The sequence below is a fragment of the Bradyrhizobium sp. LTSP885 genome (assembly GCF_000938305.1).
Taxonomy (GTDB): domain Bacteria; phylum Pseudomonadota; class Alphaproteobacteria; order Rhizobiales; family Xanthobacteraceae; genus Bradyrhizobium.
Map to the genome: position 1 here is coordinate 61,748 of NZ_JYMT01000036.1, position 18,376 is coordinate 80,123.

The 18,376-nt window shown below is 63.0% G+C and carries 18 protein-coding genes and 1 pseudogene; 8 read left to right on the plus strand and 11 right to left on the minus strand.

Translation table 11 applies throughout. The features are described 5' to 3' along the window. Positions 1-26: 26 nt before the first annotated feature. Together UP09_RS22845 and UP09_RS22850 are read left to right on the plus strand one after the other, a co-directional pair. Positions 27-659, plus strand: a complete 633-nt coding sequence (locus UP09_RS22845) for an OmpA family protein (protein ID WP_156164737.1) — start codon at positions 27-29, stop codon at positions 657-659. A gap of 121 nt (positions 660-780) precedes the next feature. Continuing rightward, a complete protein-coding gene (locus UP09_RS22850) occupies positions 781-1,134 on the plus strand; it encodes a hypothetical protein (RefSeq protein WP_044540546.1) in 354 nt (117 codons plus the stop codon). An 8-nt stretch (positions 1,135-1,142) separates the two neighbouring features. Here UP09_RS22850 and UP09_RS22855 read toward each other — a convergent pair whose 3' ends face one another. Further along, positions 1,143-2,447, minus strand: a complete 1,305-nt coding sequence (locus UP09_RS22855) for a phospholipid carrier-dependent glycosyltransferase (RefSeq protein WP_044540547.1) — start codon at positions 2,445-2,447, stop codon at positions 1,143-1,145. A gap of 240 nt (positions 2,448-2,687) precedes the next feature. Between UP09_RS22855 and UP09_RS22860 the strand changes: the two genes are divergently transcribed. Next, the gene (locus UP09_RS22860; RefSeq protein ID WP_044540548.1) at positions 2,688-3,401 is read left to right on the plus strand and encodes a FecR family protein; all 714 of its coding nucleotides are present in this window, start codon (positions 2,688-2,690) and stop codon (positions 3,399-3,401) included. A 23-nt stretch (positions 3,402-3,424) separates the two neighbouring features. Here UP09_RS22860 and UP09_RS36620 read toward each other — a convergent pair whose 3' ends face one another. Continuing rightward, the gene (locus UP09_RS36620) at positions 3,425-4,930 is read right to left on the minus strand and encodes a DUF6065 family protein (RefSeq protein WP_063840156.1); all 1,506 of its coding nucleotides are present in this window, start codon (positions 4,928-4,930) and stop codon (positions 3,425-3,427) included. A gap of 308 nt (positions 4,931-5,238) precedes the next feature. Between UP09_RS36620 and UP09_RS22870 the strand changes: the two are divergent. After that, positions 5,239-6,258: pseudogene (locus UP09_RS22870) on the plus strand (hypothetical protein); the annotation flags it as partial. Between the two features lie 53 nt (positions 6,259-6,311). Here the strand turns inward: UP09_RS22870 and UP09_RS22875 are convergent. After that, positions 6,312-6,743, minus strand: a complete 432-nt coding sequence (locus UP09_RS22875; protein ID WP_044540549.1) for a VOC family protein — start codon at positions 6,741-6,743, stop codon at positions 6,312-6,314. A 188-nt stretch (positions 6,744-6,931) separates the two neighbouring features. Further along, positions 6,932-7,960, minus strand: coding sequence for an alpha/beta hydrolase (locus UP09_RS22880; RefSeq protein WP_052833182.1), 1,029 nt, complete (start codon positions 7,958-7,960; stop codon positions 6,932-6,934). A 225-nt stretch (positions 7,961-8,185) separates the two neighbouring features. Here UP09_RS22880 and UP09_RS22885 point away from each other — a divergent pair, with 225 nt between their 5' ends. Further along, entirely contained in the window at positions 8,186-9,712 is a 1,527-nt protein-coding gene (locus UP09_RS22885; protein ID WP_044540550.1) for an amidohydrolase family protein, read from the plus strand. Positions 9,713-9,850: 138 nt separating this feature from the next. Here UP09_RS22885 and UP09_RS22890 read toward each other — a convergent pair whose 3' ends face one another. Beyond that, on the minus strand, positions 9,851-10,588 hold the full coding sequence (locus tag UP09_RS22890; RefSeq protein WP_044540551.1) for an enoyl-CoA hydratase/isomerase family protein: 738 nt from the start codon (positions 10,586-10,588) through the stop codon (positions 9,851-9,853). Between the two features lie 134 nt (positions 10,589-10,722). Continuing rightward, on the minus strand, positions 10,723-11,253 hold the full coding sequence (locus UP09_RS22895; protein ID WP_044540552.1) for a cupin domain-containing protein: 531 nt from the start codon (positions 11,251-11,253) through the stop codon (positions 10,723-10,725). Between the two features lie 137 nt (positions 11,254-11,390). Between UP09_RS22895 and UP09_RS22900 the strand changes: the two genes are divergently transcribed. Next, complete coding sequence (locus UP09_RS22900; protein WP_044540553.1) at positions 11,391-11,606, plus strand: CsbD family protein; 216 nt, start codon at positions 11,391-11,393, stop codon at positions 11,604-11,606. A 67-nt stretch (positions 11,607-11,673) separates the two neighbouring features. Here UP09_RS22900 and UP09_RS22905 read toward each other — a convergent pair whose 3' ends face one another. The 4 genes from UP09_RS22905 to ggt all read right to left on the minus strand — a co-directional run bounded on the left by UP09_RS22905 (position 11,674) and on the right by ggt (position 16,138). Then, positions 11,674-12,663, minus strand: coding sequence for a D-2-hydroxyacid dehydrogenase family protein (locus UP09_RS22905; protein WP_044540554.1), 990 nt, complete (start codon positions 12,661-12,663; stop codon positions 11,674-11,676). A gap of 27 nt (positions 12,664-12,690) precedes the next feature. After that, entirely contained in the window at positions 12,691-13,149 is a 459-nt protein-coding gene (locus UP09_RS22910; protein ID WP_082070247.1) for an FKBP-type peptidyl-prolyl cis-trans isomerase, read from the minus strand. A 63-nt stretch (positions 13,150-13,212) separates the two neighbouring features. Beyond that, positions 13,213-14,463, minus strand: coding sequence for an NAD(P)/FAD-dependent oxidoreductase (locus tag UP09_RS22915; protein WP_349643926.1), 1,251 nt, complete (start codon positions 14,461-14,463; stop codon positions 13,213-13,215). Between the two features lie 88 nt (positions 14,464-14,551). Next, the gene (gene ggt, locus UP09_RS22920; RefSeq protein WP_044540557.1) at positions 14,552-16,138 is read right to left on the minus strand and encodes a gamma-glutamyltransferase; all 1,587 of its coding nucleotides are present in this window, start codon (positions 16,136-16,138) and stop codon (positions 14,552-14,554) included. A gap of 169 nt (positions 16,139-16,307) precedes the next feature. Here ggt and trhO point away from each other — a divergent pair, with 169 nt between their 5' ends. Beyond that, entirely contained in the window at positions 16,308-17,066 is a 759-nt protein-coding gene (gene trhO, locus UP09_RS22925; RefSeq protein ID WP_044540558.1) for an oxygen-dependent tRNA uridine(34) hydroxylase TrhO, read from the plus strand. Then, positions 17,059-17,274 (plus strand): SlyX family protein, encoded by a 216-nt coding sequence (locus UP09_RS22930; RefSeq protein ID WP_044540559.1) that lies wholly within the window; start codon positions 17,059-17,061, stop codon positions 17,272-17,274. Before trhO ends, UP09_RS22930 begins: the two co-directional genes overlap by 8 nt. A gap of 127 nt (positions 17,275-17,401) precedes the next feature. On the opposite strand, the gene UP09_RS22935 is transcribed toward UP09_RS22930, so the two are convergent. Next, complete coding sequence (locus tag UP09_RS22935; protein ID WP_245302151.1) at positions 17,402-18,289, minus strand: LysR family transcriptional regulator; 888 nt, start codon at positions 18,287-18,289, stop codon at positions 17,402-17,404. Positions 18,290-18,376: the final 87 nt, after the last annotated feature.

The window sequence follows — 18,376 nt, forward strand, 5'->3', positions numbered from 1 at the left end:
TGGCGTCACAGTCGAGGATGAACACCATGACCCGCTCTCTCTCCCTGTCTCTTCTGACGATCGGCGCCGTGCTGTCGATGACGGCGGGCCTCGCACTGGCTGGTGACGACACCGTCCCCGCCGCCCAGATCCTGAACGCATTGAAGCCGAAACCGGTCACCCGCGGCCTGTCGGCCGGCCCGCAGGTCGACCCGGCCATATCGGTCAAGGAATCGAGCTTCCTCAACACGGTCCGCAACCGGCAGACCCGGTCGCTGTCGCTTGGTGAGCGCCAGGAGATCGCCGAGATCGCCTCGAACAAGCCGAAGATCGATCTGGAGATTCACTTCGACTACAACTCGGCTGACATCAGCAAGGAGTCGAACCAGGCCGTGCAGGAACTCGGCAAGGCGCTGTCCGACGCCAGCCTGAAGGATTCGACCTTCGTCGTCGCCGGCCACACCGATGCGGTCGGCGGCGAAACCTACAACCAGGGTCTGTCGGAGCGCCGCGCCGACACCATCAAGAAATACCTGGTCCAGCGCTACGGCCTGAACGGCTCCAACCTCGTGACCGTCGGCTACGGCAAGGACAGGCCGAAGGACCCGAACGCGCCGATGGACCCGGCCAACCGCCGCGTCCAGGTCGTCAACATGGACACCAAGACGGCGTCGCAATAACCTTCACGTGTTCGATCCGCCTGTCGGCAACGCCAGGCGGATCGCTCAATTTCAAAAGTCCATTTCCACCGACCGTGGCGGCTGAGCAGCCACGGCCCATTGCCCCTGGGGGAATCTCGACATGAAGAAGCAACTGACGGGCATTGCCATTGCGGCACTGCTAACCATCGGCGCGTCGCTGGTGCATGCCGAAGACGCCCCCGCACCGAAGGATGCCGCGGCACCGGCGGCAGCAGCGCCCGCTGTGCCGGCGCAAGGCGAGACGCCGGCAAGCGTGCCGCGTCCGTCGATCGCACCGAAGGCCGCGGAGGCGTCACCGCAGTCGGCTGCGGCCGAACCGGCGCCGCGCCGCCATCGCCGTTACGCCCATCGCCACTACCGGCACTACGCCTATTGGGAGCCGTTCCCGATCTATTTGCCGAGTTTCCACCGGCACCACATCTCCTGGAGCCGGATCTCCTGGTTCGGCTTCTGAGCTACGTCTCAGATCCAGCTCTGGAACAGCATCAGCCGGCCGAACGTCGCCATCGACGTCTCGACGAACGCCGCCGTGATTGGCAGCATCGCGACGAAGCCCGCGCCTCCGACCGCGACGAACGCCCATAGCAGCCAGCGTGGCGCGCCCTTGCGCGTCAATGCATAGACCAGCATAAGGCTCGCCGTGGTCGCAGCCGGCAGATAATAATAGATGAAGCCGAGCGTTCGCGGCAGCAACGCCCAGGCGAGATACGGGCCGAGGTAGAACGCAAGCACCAGGAACGCATCGCGCTTGCGCGCGACGATCCAGTCGCGAAGCGCCACCGCGAGCGCAATCAGCGCGGGCCACAGGATCAGCGGATTGCCGAGAAACACCACCGCCGCGATCCGGCCGTCGCCGACCTTTTCGAACAAATACCAGACCGGCCGCACCAGGAACGGCCAGGACGGCCATGTGCTCGAATAGGGATGACCGGCGATCGCAGTCGTGGTGTTGTCGGCAAAGATACGGCGCTGCGCTTCGATCAGATCGGAGATCGACAGCCCATACAGCGGCACGAAGGTCGCGAGATAGACGACCGCCGGGATCAGCATGAAGCAGGCGACGAAATGATGGACGCGGAAATCCGGCCATTGATCCGGCCGGTACCAGTCCTCATCATTGCCGTCGGCAAAGCGCGTGCGCCAGCTCTGCATCAGACGGATCAATACTACGATCGCAATACAGGTCGCGAGCACGAACAGCCCGCTCCATTTGCAGGCCATCGACAAGCCGACGGCAAGCCCCGCCAGCGCAAAGGCGAGTTGCGGTCGGCTTTGCCTGAAACCATGGATGAAGGCCGCGATCGCGAACAGGCTGAAAGCGAGCGCGAAAATATCCAGCATCGCAATCCGCGACTGGACAAATAGCATCTGGTTGAAGAAAGCGAGTAGCATGGCTGCGATCGCGCGCTCCTGCGATGCGAACAGCGCAAGCGCGCAGAGATAGACGCCGACCAGCGCGAGCGCACCGAACAGCGTCGCAGGATAACGCCATCCCAGCGGCCCGTCGCCGAACGCCCTGATCGAGAGCGCAATGATCTCCTTGGCGAGCGGCGGATGCATCGGGTTGAGGATCGGCCCCTCAATCGCCGGCAACAGCAGCTGCCGCGCCGCCGGCACGTAATGCACCTCGTCGAAATAGAGCTTGTCCGGCGTGGAGATTCCGAGCAGCAGCACGACCTGAGCCGCGACGAAGATCGCGGCAGCGATGATCGCTGTACGCGCGGCCGGACGCCGCAGAACAGAAGGGGATTCGGATACGGTTTTCACGGATCGAATGTGATGCGACCGAGGCGAGTGTGAGCGATGTGTGAGGTACGTCGAACTTGTCTGACGTGATGTACGTGACGAGTGTGATCGGAAGTCACTTTCATGTCCATCACGTTGAACGCATCTCGAATTCACCGACACTAACCATCCGAGTCAACTCAGCGCTGCTTGTGATAAAATTACAACATCAGATGCATGCGCGATCCGGTACGATGTCGGGACAGGTCGATCGGTTTGGAAATGAATTCGCCTCGCAGCTTTCTCTCAATTCTTTCATTCGGTTTTGTAGTCGCGCTGACGGCAACTCCCGTTCAGGCGCAGACCCGCGTCGGCGAAGCTGCCGTCGTCAAGAATGAAGTCGTTCGTGTCGCCGCCTCATCGACAACGCAGATCAATGTCGGCGATGCGCTGCTGCGCGACGAGACCGTTCGCACCGGCGCCGACAGCGCGACGCGGCTGGTGATGGCCGACAGCACCAACCTCTCGCTCGGGCCGGGCTCGACGCTCAAGCTCGACCGCACCGTGTTCGACGACGAGCATCATTATCGCGACGTCGCGATCCGGCTGACGTCAGGTGCGTTCCGATTCGTCACCGGCCATTCGGACAAGGCCGCCTACAAGATCACGACGCCGCTTGCGACCATCGGCGTTCGCGGCACCATCATCGACACGCTGTCGCAGCGGGGCAAGAGCACCATTGTGCTGCAGGAGGGTGCTGCGACCGTCTGCACCACGAACTTCCAGTGCGTCGAGCTGACCAAGCCCGGCGACACCGCGATCATCACCTCGACCGGCGGCCGCATCACGATCCAGAAAACCAACAACCCGCCCTGGACGTTTGCCGCGACCTGCAGCCAGACAGCGGGACTATGCACGGTCACCCAATATGCCGACGCGACGCCGGTGACGCCGCCGGTCGACGACGATCCCACCGGCATGCTGTGCGGACGATGAGCATGTCCTCAGGCACGCACCGATCAGGGGACCGGAAAGCTTCTGCCAGCGTCGTTCGGCCAGCGGAAATTCGTGTAGGACACGGTGACGCTGAAATCGATCGAGCGGACCTGATGCCACCACGCCACCGGCATGAAAAGCATCTCGCCGGGCATCAGCGTCACTTCGGTGAAGTTTGCGTCGGCGAGCTGCGGGAAACGCGACAGCGGCAGCGTAGGATCCTCGATATCCGCGATCTCGCTGAAGACGTGCTGATGGTTGTAGAGCTTGCCGACCTCCGCGGCCGGCAGCACCAGCAAGCGGCTGCGTCCGACCACCTGCGCGATCAGATTGTTGGCGAGATCGTAGCGCAGCGAGGTCAGGCTCCCCGCCGGCCCGATCCGTATCGTGCCGTTGGGATGCTCGCCGTCGCGGGTCAGGAATTTGTCCGGAAATCCCATGTCCGGGTGCAGCGCCGACATTGCTTCGACATTGCCGACGGCACGCTTGAGATAGGTCGGCGTCCATTTCGCCAGCGCGGGCCAGGCGGACATTTCACCGGTCAGGATGACGGGACGATTGGCTGCATAGTAACGATCGAGGAATTCGTCGCTGCTCAGCGCCGCGCGCCTTTGGATATCCTGATATTGCGGCGACAGCGTGCGCAGCCGCTCCAGCGTGTCCAGCAGCCACTCGCGCTTGCGCAGGTCGAGCCTGGATTGAGATTGCGGCGTATTCTGCTGCGCGGCCTGGTTCGGCGCGGCGGACCCTACGCTGGAGACCGTCGCAACCGACTCCGGCAGATCGGGAACGGCCGAAACATCGAACGGCTTGAGCCGCAGTCGCGTGCGATGGTCCGCGACCTGCTCTTTCCCGCTCATATCGACGCCACGGTAGTAATGCTTCTGCCACCTGTCGGCGGGAGCCGGCGGCGGCTGATCGGCCATTTGCAACACGAAGCTGTCGCGTCCCCTGCTCCATTCCTGAAAGCGGTTGAGCAGATCCGGCTCGGCATCGATCGGCGCCATTACGGGCTCGACGTCGTCGAGCAGCGCGCGCTGAACCGGAAAGAAGAAGCAGATCGGTTCGCCGGCTTCGAAATGAATCCAGTGGTTCGGACGGGTAAAGCGCCAGTTCATGGTGAAGGTGAACGGCGACCAATCGGTTTCGACGATTCCGGTCAGCGGATGAATCCCGTCCTTCGGACGGTTCGGCGAACCGCCGACCCACAAATTCCATCCCGGAGGCGTGCGAAAGATGCCGGGAATGTGGAATGTGAGGATACCCTGCCCGAACAGGGACGTCGCATGGCTCGCGACAGATCCATCTGCTTGCGCCCTGATCGTAACAGCGCCGGTGTCGGTCTCACCGTTCCAGCAGGCATCGAAGGCGCAGGGATTGAGCAACTCCCAGCCATGCGCGTTGGCGATATTCAGGGGCAGACAACGATAGGCGAACGATTCCGGCGTTCGGTCCATCCAGTCGCGCCGCGCAGGCGCCGGGCGAATCAGCGGTCGCCAGCCAGGATGCAAATAGCAGATCAGATCCATTGGATCTCGCACAAGATTGAAAACCTGAGTGGACAAATGTCCATGCGTGGAGGCTTCAAACAGTTTAGCCAGCCAGTGAGGCGACCGTGAGCGTTCGACGACCCTTTATGCGGGATGGATCGCAGCCTTCGCAAGCGCGTTCTGCTGGATTTGGTCGACGCCTTGGCCAGGCGCTTGCCATCACGTTGGTGGCGACGTCGACGCTTGCGGTAACTCCCGCATGGGCCCAGGAAGCGCCGCCGACACCTACGCCAACTCCGACACCCACGCCTACCCCGACGCCCACACCTACCCCGACGCCCACGCCTACCCCGACGCCCACTCCAACGCCGACACCTACTCCAACGCCAACACCTACTCCGACACCAACCCCCACGCCCACGCCCACGCCTACTCCGACTCCGACGCCTACGCCCACACCGACGCCAATCACCGGCGCGCCATCGAGCGGCGGCTCGATCAATGGCCTGGCCGACCAGCGTTTCAACCAGATGATCACCAACCGTGTGCTCGGCTCGGTGCTGCTCGGTGTCAACGAACAGGTCAATTGCGACGACTGCATCAGTGCGTTCGGTTCAGCCGGCTCGTTCTCGGCCGGCATCCACGGCCGCAAGACCCTCACGCCGAACCTGTCGCTGCTTGCCGGCATCGCCTACACGCAGTACGGCGAGGGCGGCTACAACGTCACCAGCGCACCGATCGGCGCCTTCGCGCTGCGCTATGACTTCGTCGATTGGGGCTCGTCGCGGCCGTTCTTCGACATCGGCACGATTCTCTCGCCGTTCGAAAAGGTGCGCTACACCCGCAGCTACACGACAAGCCTCGGACCGGTGTCGGTCACCGGCGAGACAACGAGCGAGAACTACGGCGTCTACGGCCGCGCGGGCTGGATCAGCCGCCTGTCGCCGCGTGACGAGGTCGCGGCCTCGGTCGAGGTCTGGCAGTTGTGGCAGCGGGTCAAGGGCTACAGCGATCCCACCGTCGCGTTCAATCCGTTCAATGCGTCGATCGCCGACGGCACCGATCGTACCAATTTGGTCAAGGTCGGCGGCCAGTGGACGCATCTGTTCGGATCGAACATCGAAGCCAATATCAATGGCGGCTGGGTGCAATCCTTCGCCACCCATTCCGGCATCGTCGCCACCGTCACCGGCGACGGGACCATCGTGCCGACGATCGGCAACCAGGGCTGGTTCGAATATGGCGGCCGGGTCGGCTTCCGCATCAACAAGGGCTGGGTCGCCGACCTCTTCCTCAACGGCACCGCCGGCCCGCAGCCGGTCGGCAACACCATCCATGGCGGCGTGGGATTGCGGTTCAGTTATTAAGCAAACTGTCATGCCCCGCTTCAAGCGGGGCATCCAGTAGCCGAGCAATGCGATCAGGCGTCCGCCGCAGCGGACTGCGCCTTGGTCGCGGCTTCGACATCCATCCACATCATTTCCCAGATGTGGCCATCGGGATCCTCAAAACTGCGGCCATACATGAAGCCATAATCCTGCTTCGGCGACGGATCGGCGGTGCCGCCGGCGCCCCTGGCCTTGCTCACGGTGTCGTCGACCGCGTCACGGCTATCGGCGGAGAGGCAGATCAGCACTTCGCTCGTGGTCTTGGCGTCGGAGATTGTCTTGGGCGTGAACTGCCGGAATTTGTCGTGGGTCAAAAGCATGGTGTGGATGGTCTCTGAGATCACCATGCAGGAGGCGGTGTCGTCGGAGAATTGCGGATTTTTGGTCGCGCCGATCGCCTCGTAGAAGGCGGTGGCACGGGCGAGATTGCTGACCGGCAGATTGATGAAGACCAGTTTGGACATCAAGGCGCTCCTTTTTTGCGGGTTGTGCCCCGAGGACGAACCGGGTGAGGGACTCCCGACATCGGCGCCAAGAATTTTCAGGTGTCATTCAGGGGCGATGCATAGCATCGAACCCGGAATCTCGAGGTTCCCCGATGCGCAATTGCGCATCTGAGGTTCGTGCTTCGCACGCCCCGGAACGACATCGCTTAAGTAACGACCGGCGCCGGCATGGTCAGGAAGGCCCGCGTCACATGCCAGAACAGTTCGCGGTTGATCGCGAGCGCCACCGAATGCGCCGTGCCGGGCAAGATGATGAATTGCCGGTCGCCGTTCGGCAGCTTGTTGAAGAACTCCTCGAGATCTGGAACTGCGGCAATGCCGTCATATTCGCCGCGCACCAGCAGCACCGGCGCCAGCACCTTCTCCGGATGCACCACGGGCAGGTTGGCGGTCATGTCGAGATAGGTGCCGGTCGGAATCTGGTCGCCGAACTGCATTTCGACATCGGCCAACGCATCCATCACCGCGGGATCCGACGTGCCTGGTTTATCGCGGGTCGCGATCGAGCGGATCATGTCACGGTCGCGCTTGCGCATGTTGTGGCTGCGATAATAGGCGAGTTGCTCGGCGCGTTTCGCCAGTGTCGGCGAGCCCTCGCCCTTGTAGGTGAAGGCCGCGAACACCAGGCGGTCGATCCGATCAGGGGCCGCCATTGCGTAGGCGCCCGCGCGCAGCGCGCCGGAGGATTCGCCGACGAAGTGGTATCTCGTCTGCCCGGTCTCGCGGGCGATCACCTCCGCGGCGGCCTTCAAATCCTCGACGCCGCTCGCGATGTCCGCATTGCCGGACGTGCGGCCTGACTTGCCGTAATTCTCATGATCCATGGTCCAGCAATCGAAGCCAAAGCGCGCGAAGGCGTTGAGCAGCGAATATTCGCCCTTGCCTGGCACGGTGAGGTCGAAGGCCCTTGAGGTCACCGACGAGCCGTGGACAAAGAACACGACCGGCCGCGCCGGCTCGCCCGGCTTCGGCGCGCCGACCCGCTTGCGAAACATCCACAGGGGAATGTCGCCCTTCTTCGCCCAATACTCGCTGCTCCAGATCTCGCCTTCGGCTGGGACCGCCGTTGCGGCCTGCGCCGGCGCCCCGAGCACACTGGCCGCCGTTGCAACGCCAATGCCCTTGATGACGGTGCGTCGCGAATGGTCGGGGCGCGGATCGTCGAAGTGGGTCATGCTTGGTCTCCCCTGCGGCTCGGATTCTTCGTCCGGTGCGATCGAGCATAGCAGCGCCTGCGTAAGGCTGCGAGTGAACGCGCAACGCCGGCGTTTCACGACCGCAGATCCAGTGCACGATTTTGTGAACACGGTCGCCGGCGATCCGCGCGGACGACCGATTGAGTTGAGCTTAGTCTCCCCGCGGTCCGACCGGAAATATCCGGCGCGAAGCGGGAGCGAAGTATGAGCAGCAATCTGACCGAGCAAGAACTTGCCGCCTTGATGCCCTCCGAACTCTGCCAGCACCCGACGCCGATCCCGACCCAGATCGTCTCCAGCGACGAGTTCTATCCCGATCCGCAGAATGAGCGGCAGCGCGAGGTCGAGGCGCGGCTGCTCGCCATGGCCGACGATCTCGGCGGCAAGCAGGGCCTCGACCGCCGAAAATTTTTCCAGACTGCGGCCGGCATGGCCGCCTCCTTCGTCGCGATGAACCAGGTCTACGGCCCGCTGTTCGACGTGACGCCGGCGGAGGCCGCGACACCGGCGATGGCCGAGGCGCGCGCCAATGGACTGAAGGACCAGTTCATCATGGACATGCACACCCATTTCCTGCGCGACGACACCCGCATCATGGGCTTCGTCGAGATGCGCAAGGCGGTTGGCAAGGCCGGCTGGAACAAGGAGCTCAACGACCACGAGCAGACCATCGAGGACCTGAAGTTCAACAACTACAAGAAGGAGATGTTTCTCGACAGCGACACCAAGATCGCGCTGATCTCATCGGCGCCGTCGGATATCGAGCAGGACTGGTTCCTGACCAACGAGCAGATGGCCGACGCCCGCAAGAAGATGAACGACGAGGCCGGCTCGCGCCGCGTGTTCTGCCACGCCATCTTCACGCCAGGACAGCCCGGCTGGCTCGACAAGCTCGATGCCGCGCTCGCCCTGAATCCGGAATCCTGCAAGGGCTACACGATCGGCGATAATACCCACAAGGAGATCAGCCGCTACCCCTGGCGGCTGGACGACGAGAAGGTCACCTACAAGGGCTATGAGAAGATGGTGAAGGCAGGCATCAAGAATGTCTGCGTCCACAAGGGCCTGTTCCCGCCCGGGATCGAGAAGCAGTATCCGAATTTGCGCGGCTTCGCCGACGTCGCCGATGTCGGCCAGGCCGCCAAGGACTGGCCGCAGCTCAATTTCGTGATCTATCACTCGGCCTATCGCCATGTCGGCGGCGATCCGAAGGTGGCGCTCGCCGAATTCGAACGTACCGGCCGGATCGCCTGGACCTCTGATCTCGCCGACATCCCCGCGCAATACGGCGTCAACAATGTCTATGGCGACGTCGGGCAATTGTTCGCGACCACGCTGGTCGCCGAGCCCAATGTCTGCGCCGCGCTGATGGGCACCTTGATCAAGGGGCTCGGCGTCGATCACGTCTGCTGGGGCACCGACGCGTTGTGGACCGGCGCGCCGCAATGGCAAATCGAGGGGCTGCGGCGGCTGGAGATTCCCGAAGTGATGCAGAAGAAGTTCGGCTACGCACCGCTCGGTCCCGCCGACGGACCGGTCAAGACCGCGATCTTCGGCGACAACAATGCGCGGCTCTACAACATCCAGCCGAAGCGCGCGATGCTGGAGCTGAAGGGCGATCGCTTCGCGATGATGAAAGCGCAATATGAGAAGGCCGGCGCCGAGCCGTCGAATACGCGGTACGGCTACGTGGTACCGACGACGCCGATCGATCACACGGTGTTTGTGTGACTTCACCCGTCATTCCGGGACGACGCGCAGCGTCGAGCCCGGAATCCATTTCACCGCATATCGCGTGGCGGGATGGATTCCGGGCTCTCGCTTCGCGAGCCCCGGAATGACGAATGCGGTGAGAGCTGCGTCTTACCGCTATTTCCCCGTGAACGTCGGCTTCCGCTTCTCTGCGAAGGCCTTCACGCCTTCCTTGAGATCTTCGCTGTCCCTGACTTCATCGAGCAGCCGCCGCACCTCGGCGACGGTTTCCAGGGGTCCCTTCGGCATCGCCTCGCGCGCCAGCTTCTTCAGCGCGCGGACCACCAGCGGAGCGTTGCCGGCAATTTTCGCGGCCATCTCCTGCGCCATCGCGACGTGCTGGCCTTTCGGCGCGACCTTGTTGACGAAGCCGATCTGGAAGGCGCGCTCCGCCGACATTTCCTCGCCCACCAGCAGAAATTCCATCGCGATCTTGTGCGGCATCCGCGCCATCACCGATGAGACGCCACCCGCGGTGGTGCCGATCTTTCCCTCAGGATAGATGAAACGCGTCGTCTCCGACGCAACACACAGATCGGCCATCTGGACCAGCACGAAGGCGCCACCCACGACCCAGCCGGATGTCGCCGCAATCACCGGCTTGTCCAGCTCGACACCAAGGCCAGGCACGGCGTGCCACATGTTGACGGGAAGATCAGCGACATCGGCACCGACGGAGAAATATTTTTCCTCCGACGAAGCCAGTACCGCGACACGATCGTCGCTGTCCCGAAAGCGCAGCCAGGCGTCACGCAACTCCGTACAAAACGCGTTGTTGAGCGCGTTGTGCTTCTCGCTGCGCGCCATCGTGATGGTCGCGATGTGCTCGGCACTCTCGTAACGAACGAGCGTCATGCTGGCCTCCCTTTTGCGCTGTCATTCCGGGGCACGCGCGCAGCGCATGAACCCGGAATCCAGAGTTTGTAGCTCGAGATTGCGAGTTCGATGCTGCGCATCGCCCCGGAATGACGCCGAACAAAGCCGCGTCGTCACTTCTTCTCGTCGGGATGCCGGTGCACCGGATCGACCCACAGCACGTTCTCCGGCTTCTCCACCGGCTCGATGTCGAGGTTGATCGCGACCGCCTCGCCGTCGGAGCGCACCAGAACGCATTCGAGCACCTCGTCGCGGCTGGCGTTGATTTCCTGGTGCGGCACGTAGGGCGGCACGAAGATGAAATCGCCGGGGCCGGCTTCGGCGGTGAACTGCAGCTTCTCGCCCCAGCGCATCCGCGCCTTGCCCTTCACGACATAGATGATGCTTTCGAGATGGCCGTGATGATGCGCGCCGGTCTTGGCGTCAGGCTTGATGCTGACGGTGCCCGCCCACAACTTTTGCGCGCCGACGCGCGCGAAATTGATCGCGGCCTTGCGGTCCATGCCGGCCGTCGATGGCACATTCGGATCGAGCTGGTTGCCGGGAATCACGCGTACGCCGTCGTGCTTCCAGCGCTCGTCGTCGTGATGGTGATGATCGTGGTCGTGAGGATGGGTATGATCGTGATCGTGGGAACCGCTCATTGTTCCTGCCTTCGCCAGTTAAGTTTCATGCGTGGAACGCTAGCGAAAAGTGCGCGCGCAGGCGAGCGGAAAATCGGAACAATGGCTTCGCCCGCACGTTGCCCTTCCGAAGATTCACTGCATCCGAAGGAGCCGTCATGAGCAGCACAACCGACAAGATCAAGGGTAACGCCAACGAAGCCATGGGCAAAGCCAAGCAGAAGATCGGCGAAGCCACGGGTTCCGAGGAAATGCAGGGCGAAGGCGCGATCCAGGAAGCCAAGGGCAAGGGCCAGAAAGCCGTTGGTAACGTCAAGGATGCCGCTAAGGACGCAGTCAACCGAGCTGCCAACGTGGCGAACAAGAATCTCTGATCGCCTGAGCAGTAGCCAGGAGAAAGACCGGTCCCATGGGCCGGTCTTTTTCATGCCGGTTGTCCAGTCAGCTTCTGGAGCGCGCCGTCGCCAGCACATTCGGATTGACCACGTTGGTCGGTGCATCAGCGGCAAAGGCGACGATCTGATCGAAGATGTCGGTAAACTGGATTTCATACTCGTCGCGCGAGACGTAACCGAGATGCGGCGTGCAGACCACATTGTCCATGTTGAGCAGCGGATCGGACGTGTTGCGTAGCGGCTCCTTCTCGTAGACGTCGATCGCGGCCATGCCGGGGCGGCCTGCGCGCAGTGCATCGACCAGCGCGTCCGGCTCGATCAGCGGCGCGCGGCTGGTGTTGACGATGAGCGCCGTCGGCTTCATGCGCGCGAGGTCTTCCGCCTTGACGATGCCGCGTGTCGCGTCGACCAGCCGCATGTGGAGCGAGAGCACGTCGCAGCGAGCAAAGAAATCTGCCTTGCTGCCGGCGGTCTCGTAACCGTCGGCGCGCGCCTTGGCCATCGCGGGCTCGCGTGCCCAGACCAGCACGTTCATGCCGAATGCCTTGCCGTAGTCAGCAACCACGGCGCCGATGCGGCCGTAACCGTAGATGCCGAGCGTCTTGCCACGCAGCGTGTGGCCGACGCCGATCTGCCACTTGCCCGCCTTCAGCGCCGCCATCTGTTGCGGGATCGCGCGCACCGCCGCGAGGATCAGACCCCAGGTGAATTCGGCAGTGGCGTAAGATGGCGTATCCGCATGCTGGCTCGAGGAGACGATGATGCCGAGCCGTGTGCAGGTCTCGATGTCGATATGCGGATAGACGCTGCGCTGGCTGATCAGTTTCAGATTCGGCAGGCGCTCCAGCAGAGGGGTCCGAATTTGGGTCCGCTCGCGGATCAGCACCAGCGCGTCGGTGTCGCGCAACCGCTCGGCGAGCGCATCGACATCCTGGACATGATCGTTCCAGATCGTGACGTCGTAGCCGTCGAGCTTGTGGAAGCAATCGAGGGTGCGCAGCGTGTCGAAATAATCGTCGAGGATCGAAATCTTCACGGCTGCGCCCCCTTTTTCACATGCCGGTTATTTCACGCCCAGCAGTTCGACGTCGAACATCAGCGTCGCGTTCGGCGGGATCACGCCGCCGGCGCCGCGCGCACCGTAGCCGAGGCTCGGCGGGATGATCAGCGTGCGCTTGCCGCCCACCTTCATGGTGGAGACTCCCTCGTCCCAGCCCTTGATCACATGGCCCTGGCCGATCGGAAACTCGAACGGCTCGTTGCGGTCGACGGAGGAGTCGAATTTCTTGCCCTTCTGGCCGTTCTCATAGAGCCAACCGGTGTAGTGCATGATGCAGGTCTGGCCGGGCTTCGGCGAGGCACCGGTGCCGACCTTGCTGTCGGTGATTTGAAGGCCTGAGGCTGTGGTCATGGGCTTTCCTGCGGTTTGGGCCGCTGCCATCTGGCTGACAACGGGTGTGGCGACTGCCGCCGCAAGGCCGGCGAACGCAGTCCTGATGATCGTGCGTCGGGAAGATCGCATCTTGTACCTCTCGTGAAGGATCGCCGTCTCTAGCCCAGCGAACGGCAAATCTCTAGCCGTTTTTCAGTGACCGGCCATGCCGCTATCGCGGTCCAGCGCGAAATCATCAAGCAATGGTGAGGTGCCGCCCGCGATAAGATCGCCGATCAACTGGGCCGCCAGATAGCTGAAGGTGATGCCGTTGCCACCGTAGCCATAGGCCGCATAGACCCCCTTCGCGCCAGGGACTGGACCGATCAACGGCAGGCCGTCGCTGGTGGTATCGAAGGTCCCGGCCCAGCGATGCTCCACCTCCGTTTCCGCCGATGGCCAAAGCGCGGCAAGACGTTTCACGAGCTGGCGCGACTTCTCCGGGATCAGGCGATCGCGGGCATCGGGCGCGATGGTCTCCTCGCTGTCCTCGCCGCCGATGATGATGCGGCCGGCCGGCGTCGTTCGCGCATAGAGATAGTCCTTCGCGTCCTCCCAGATCAGAACCCCATCCTTCCAGATGTTTTGCGGCTGCGGCGTGGTTGCAATCGCCCAACTCGACGACACGGTCTGGAGCTTCGAATGGACGATGCCGGGCATCACATAGCCGGTCGCCAGCACGACGGCCTTCGCGGTAATCTCGCGGCCATCCTCAAATCCAACGGTGACCGCCTCACCTTCCGGATCGAATGCGATAGCCTCGGCGTCGAACAGCCGCGCACCGCGCATGGTCGCGAGCCGGAGCAGACCGCGGGCCAACTGGAGCGGATCGGCATCGGCCGCGCCAGACGACACGATCGCGCCGGCACGTGCTATCTGGTAGCTCTCGAGCAGCCGTCCATGATCAAGGAAGTCGCCAGGCAGGCCGGCACGCTGACGAAGCCGGTGCTCGTCGAGCAAATCGGCCGCGGAGCTTCCGGCCGCCAGATAAAGCGAGTTCTTCGTCCTGATCTCTCCGAGAAGGTTGTGGTCACGCGCCAGCGATACCAGGCCGCTCACGGCGGCCAGGCTCGCCCGATAAGCGCGTGCGGCGCGCTCGAAGCCGTAGAGCGAAGTCAGCTCGACCAGTGGACGATCGATCTCCCATAATAGCATCGAGGTGCTCGCCGCGGTGCTGCCGCGGCCAGGACGCTCGCGATCGACAACAATGACGTCGAGCCCCTGACGCGTCAGGCGTTCGGCAACCAGCGAGCCGGTGATGCCGGCGCCGATAACGAGTGCATCGCAGGCCAGATTTTCGGCGAGCTGTGGACGCGGCGGCTGCCTTGCCGCGGCAAACCATGGCGAGGAGCCGCCGTGCAGATCGGCCTGTTCGGTGTCATCGGAATCGAGGGTACGGATGATGGGCCTCGCGGGGAATGGCTGTCAGCACCAACCCCCGCGACAACACCTGGTTCCGCCAACGCACGTCCGGCTGCGAAGCCCGCGACGATCAATAACCCAGCGCGCAGCCGTCCTTGCGCGGATCGGAGCCGCCGGTCAGCGTGCCCTTGTCCCAGTCGATCCAGATCGCCTGGCCGCCGCCGAGCGGCCCCACCACGCTGGTGGTCTTGTGACCGATTTTCTTGAGACCCTCGACGATCTCGGCCGGCACGCTGTCCTCGAGCTGGTAGGCGCCCTCGTAATGCAGGCCGCGCGGCATATCGATCGCCTCCTGCACGTCGCAGCCATAGTCGAGGATGTTGGTCAGCACGTGGGTCTGGCCGACCGGCTGATACTGCCCGCCCATCACGCCGAACGGCATCACGGCGCGGCCATTTTTGGTCGCAAGCGACGGGATGATGGTGTGCAGCGGGCGCTTGCCCGGCGCGATGCAGTTGGGATGTCCCGGCTGGATCCGGAAACCGCCGGCGCGGTTCTGCAGCAGGACCCCGGTCTTGTCGGACACGATCGCCGAGCCGAACGAATGCGCGATCGAATTGATGAAGGAGCAGACGTTGCGGTCCTTGTCGACCACGGTGATGTAGACCGTCGACGGATTCATCGGCGGCGCGACATTCGGCAGGTCGAGCAGCCCATCCATCCGGATGTTCTTGATGTGCTCGTCGGCGAACTCCTTCGCGAGGATGCCGGCGACGTCGACATGCGCGTGCTGGGGATCGCCGATATACTGCTCGCGCATCATGTAGGCGATGCGCGCGGCTTCCGCCTCGAGATGGAAGCGCTCGACGCTGAGCGGCTTGAATTTGGTCAGGTCGAAACGCGACAGGATATTCAGCATGACAAGCATGGTGATGCCCGGACCGTTCGGCGGGCACTGCCAGACGTCGTGACCCCTGTACACCGTGCCGATCGGCGAGGTCGTCTCGGTCGAATGCGCGGCAAAGTCCTCCAGCGTGTGCAGGCCACCGATCCGGCGCAGCGTGTCCACCATGTCGGCCGCGATCTCGCCGCTGTAGAAGGCATCGCGGCCCTTTTGCGCGATCGCACGCAAGGTCTTGCCAAGCTCGGGCTGGCGGATCACGTCACCGGCCACCGCCGGCTTGCCGTGCGGCAACAAATAGCGCTCGGTGTTGGTGCCGTTCTTCAGCTTCTCGAACTGGTTCTTCCAGTCGAAGGCGATGCGCGGCGCGACAACGTAACCCTCTTCGGCGGCCTTGATCGCCGGCTGCAGCAGCCGGTCGAAGCCGAACTTGCCGTGATCCTTCAGGATCACATCCCAGGCATCGATTGCGCCGGGAATGCTAACGGCATGTGCCGATGTCAGCGGCACCGAGTGGATATTACGCTCGAGATACCAGTCGACGGTCGCGGCCATCGGCGCGCGGCCGGACCCGTTATAGGCCACGATCTTGCCGTCGCCCTTGGGCTGGATCAGCGCGAAGCAGTCGCCGCCGATGCCGGTCGATTGCGGCTCGATGACGCCGAGCAGCGCGCAGGCCGCGACCGCAGCGTCGGCCGCCGTGCCGCCCTCGCGCATGACCTCGATGGCCACCAGCGCCGCTTCCGGATGCGATGTCGCCACCATCGCGTTCTGGGCATGGACCGTGGAACGGCCGGCGAAATGGAAATTCCTCATAACGGAGTGCTCGCTTGATCGTGATTTTCGGGCGCAGATTCCAGTGATCGCGAAGTACATGACACATTCATCCCCGGCAGAGCAATGCCTGGCATGCCAGAGGAATTATCACGATAACGCATGGCTTTGTGGGGTTTCGCGCGCCTTGGCGGCCTGATAAACCCCCGTCATGCCCCTCAAGGTCGCCGCCTTCTACCAATTTACTGCGTTGCCGGATCTCCGCGCACTTCGCGAGCCCCTGCGCGTGCTGTGCGCCGGGCTCGGCCTCAAGGGCAGCGTGCTGCTCGCGCCTGAGGGCATCAACGGCACGATGGCCGGCACAGCCGCTGGCATCGACGGCTTCGTCGCGGAGCTGCAGCACGGGCCGCTGTTCGGCGGACGCCTCGCCAATCTCGAGCTGAAATTCTCCGAAGCCGTGCAGATGCCGTTCCAACGGCTGAAGGTGCGGTTGAAAAAAGAGATCGTGACGCTCGGTGACGGCACGGTCGACCCGACACGGCGGGTCGGCACCTATGTCGACGCCGCCGACTGGAATGCGCTGATCGCCTCTCCGGACACGCTGCTGCTCGACACCCGCAACGCATTTGAGGTCGCCATGGGCACCTTCGAGGGTGCGGTCGATCCCGGGATCGTGAGCTTTGGGCAGTTCAAGGAATTTGCGGCGCGCCACCTCGATCAAACGAAGCACCGGAAGATTGCGATGTTCTGCACCGGCGGCATCCGCTGCGAGAAAGCCAGCGCCTATTTGCTCGCACACGGTTTCGCCGAGGTCTATCACCTCAAGGGCGGCATTCTCAGATATCTCGAGGAGACGCCGGAGCGGGACAGCCGCTGGCGCGGCGAATGCTTTGTGTTCGACGAACGCGTCGCGCTCGGGCACGGCCTGCGCCCACGCGGATGCGACAGCGAAAGCGCCGGCCATGAATGATGCCGCAAAGCTCAGCGAACGGATCGATGCGCTGGAAGTCCGGCTGATTTACCAGGACGAGACCATCGAGACGTTGAACCAGACCATCACGGCCCAGTGGAAACAGATCGACGCGCTGACCCGCCAGGTCGCCGCACTGCGCGACCGGCTTCAGGAAACCGAACAGCATGCGCCGGGCCCCGCCAACGAGCGCCCTCCGCACTATTGACCGGCGCCGCCAGAGCTCCGTTCCGATGGAATCGGAACGGAGCTCTAGATTCTTGTCTCGACGCGTTTTCTTTACGCGAACCGGTTTCCACTTCGCTCGAAAACGCTCCAGTTCGGGACGACGCCAGCTACAAATTGCTCACCTGGCGCAGCGGTTTTGCGCCATTGAAGAACAGGCTGGACAACCGCTGCACCAGCGCCGTCGCGTGGCTTCCTTCGAGACCTGGACGCACGCACAGCAGTCGCTTCTGGACCGGCAATTCCGGAAGATAGTAGTCCTTCGCCGAAACGAGGAACGGTGGAATCATTCGCTCGGGGCACGCCGTCAGGCCGTATCCGGCCCGCGCAGCTTCGAGTCGCAACTGATGATTCGGGCTTCTGAACACGATCTTGTACGAGATATTGTGCTTGGTGAGCGTACGGATCATCCAGTCGTCGCCCGGCCACGCGAGGATCGGGATCGGCGCCCCCGGCCGCAGAACAAAATCCCGTGACCGCACCCACGCCGAACGCTCTTCGACCTCGTTGGCTATAGTGACTTCGTCTTCGGAGTCGAGTGACGGATTTTTGTAGACGAAGGCGATGTCGATGTAGCCGTCGATGAGCCCCCTGATGATGGCCGGCGACATGTCGGCATGAACCATCACATCCGTGAGTGCCTCGGCTGGCTGCAGCTTCAGAAACTCCTCGGCGAGCATTGTACTGATCCCCAGCCTCAGCGGCTGCGGTCCTTCATTGTTGCCACCGAGCCGAAGCAGTTGGTCATTCGCTTCAAGAATGCGCCTTGCTTGCTGCACGGCGACCTTGCCGAGCTCGGTGGTTGTCGTGCCGTTCGCTGTCCTCACGAACAGTGCGCCACCAACCAGGCTTTGCAGGCGCTTCACCTGCGAGCTTATCGCGGGCTGACTCAGGCCGAGACGCTCCCCGGCCTTCGACAGGCTTCCCGTTTCAGCGATGGCAACAACAGTGCGAACGATCTCGGTCGGGATATTCAAATGTTGACGTGGTCTGTGCATCGCGGGCGCTCCAATTTCAGCACGGACGCAGTTACGATCCTCATAGTATGTGATTGAGTTATACTAACATTTGGTTGCACATTGGTT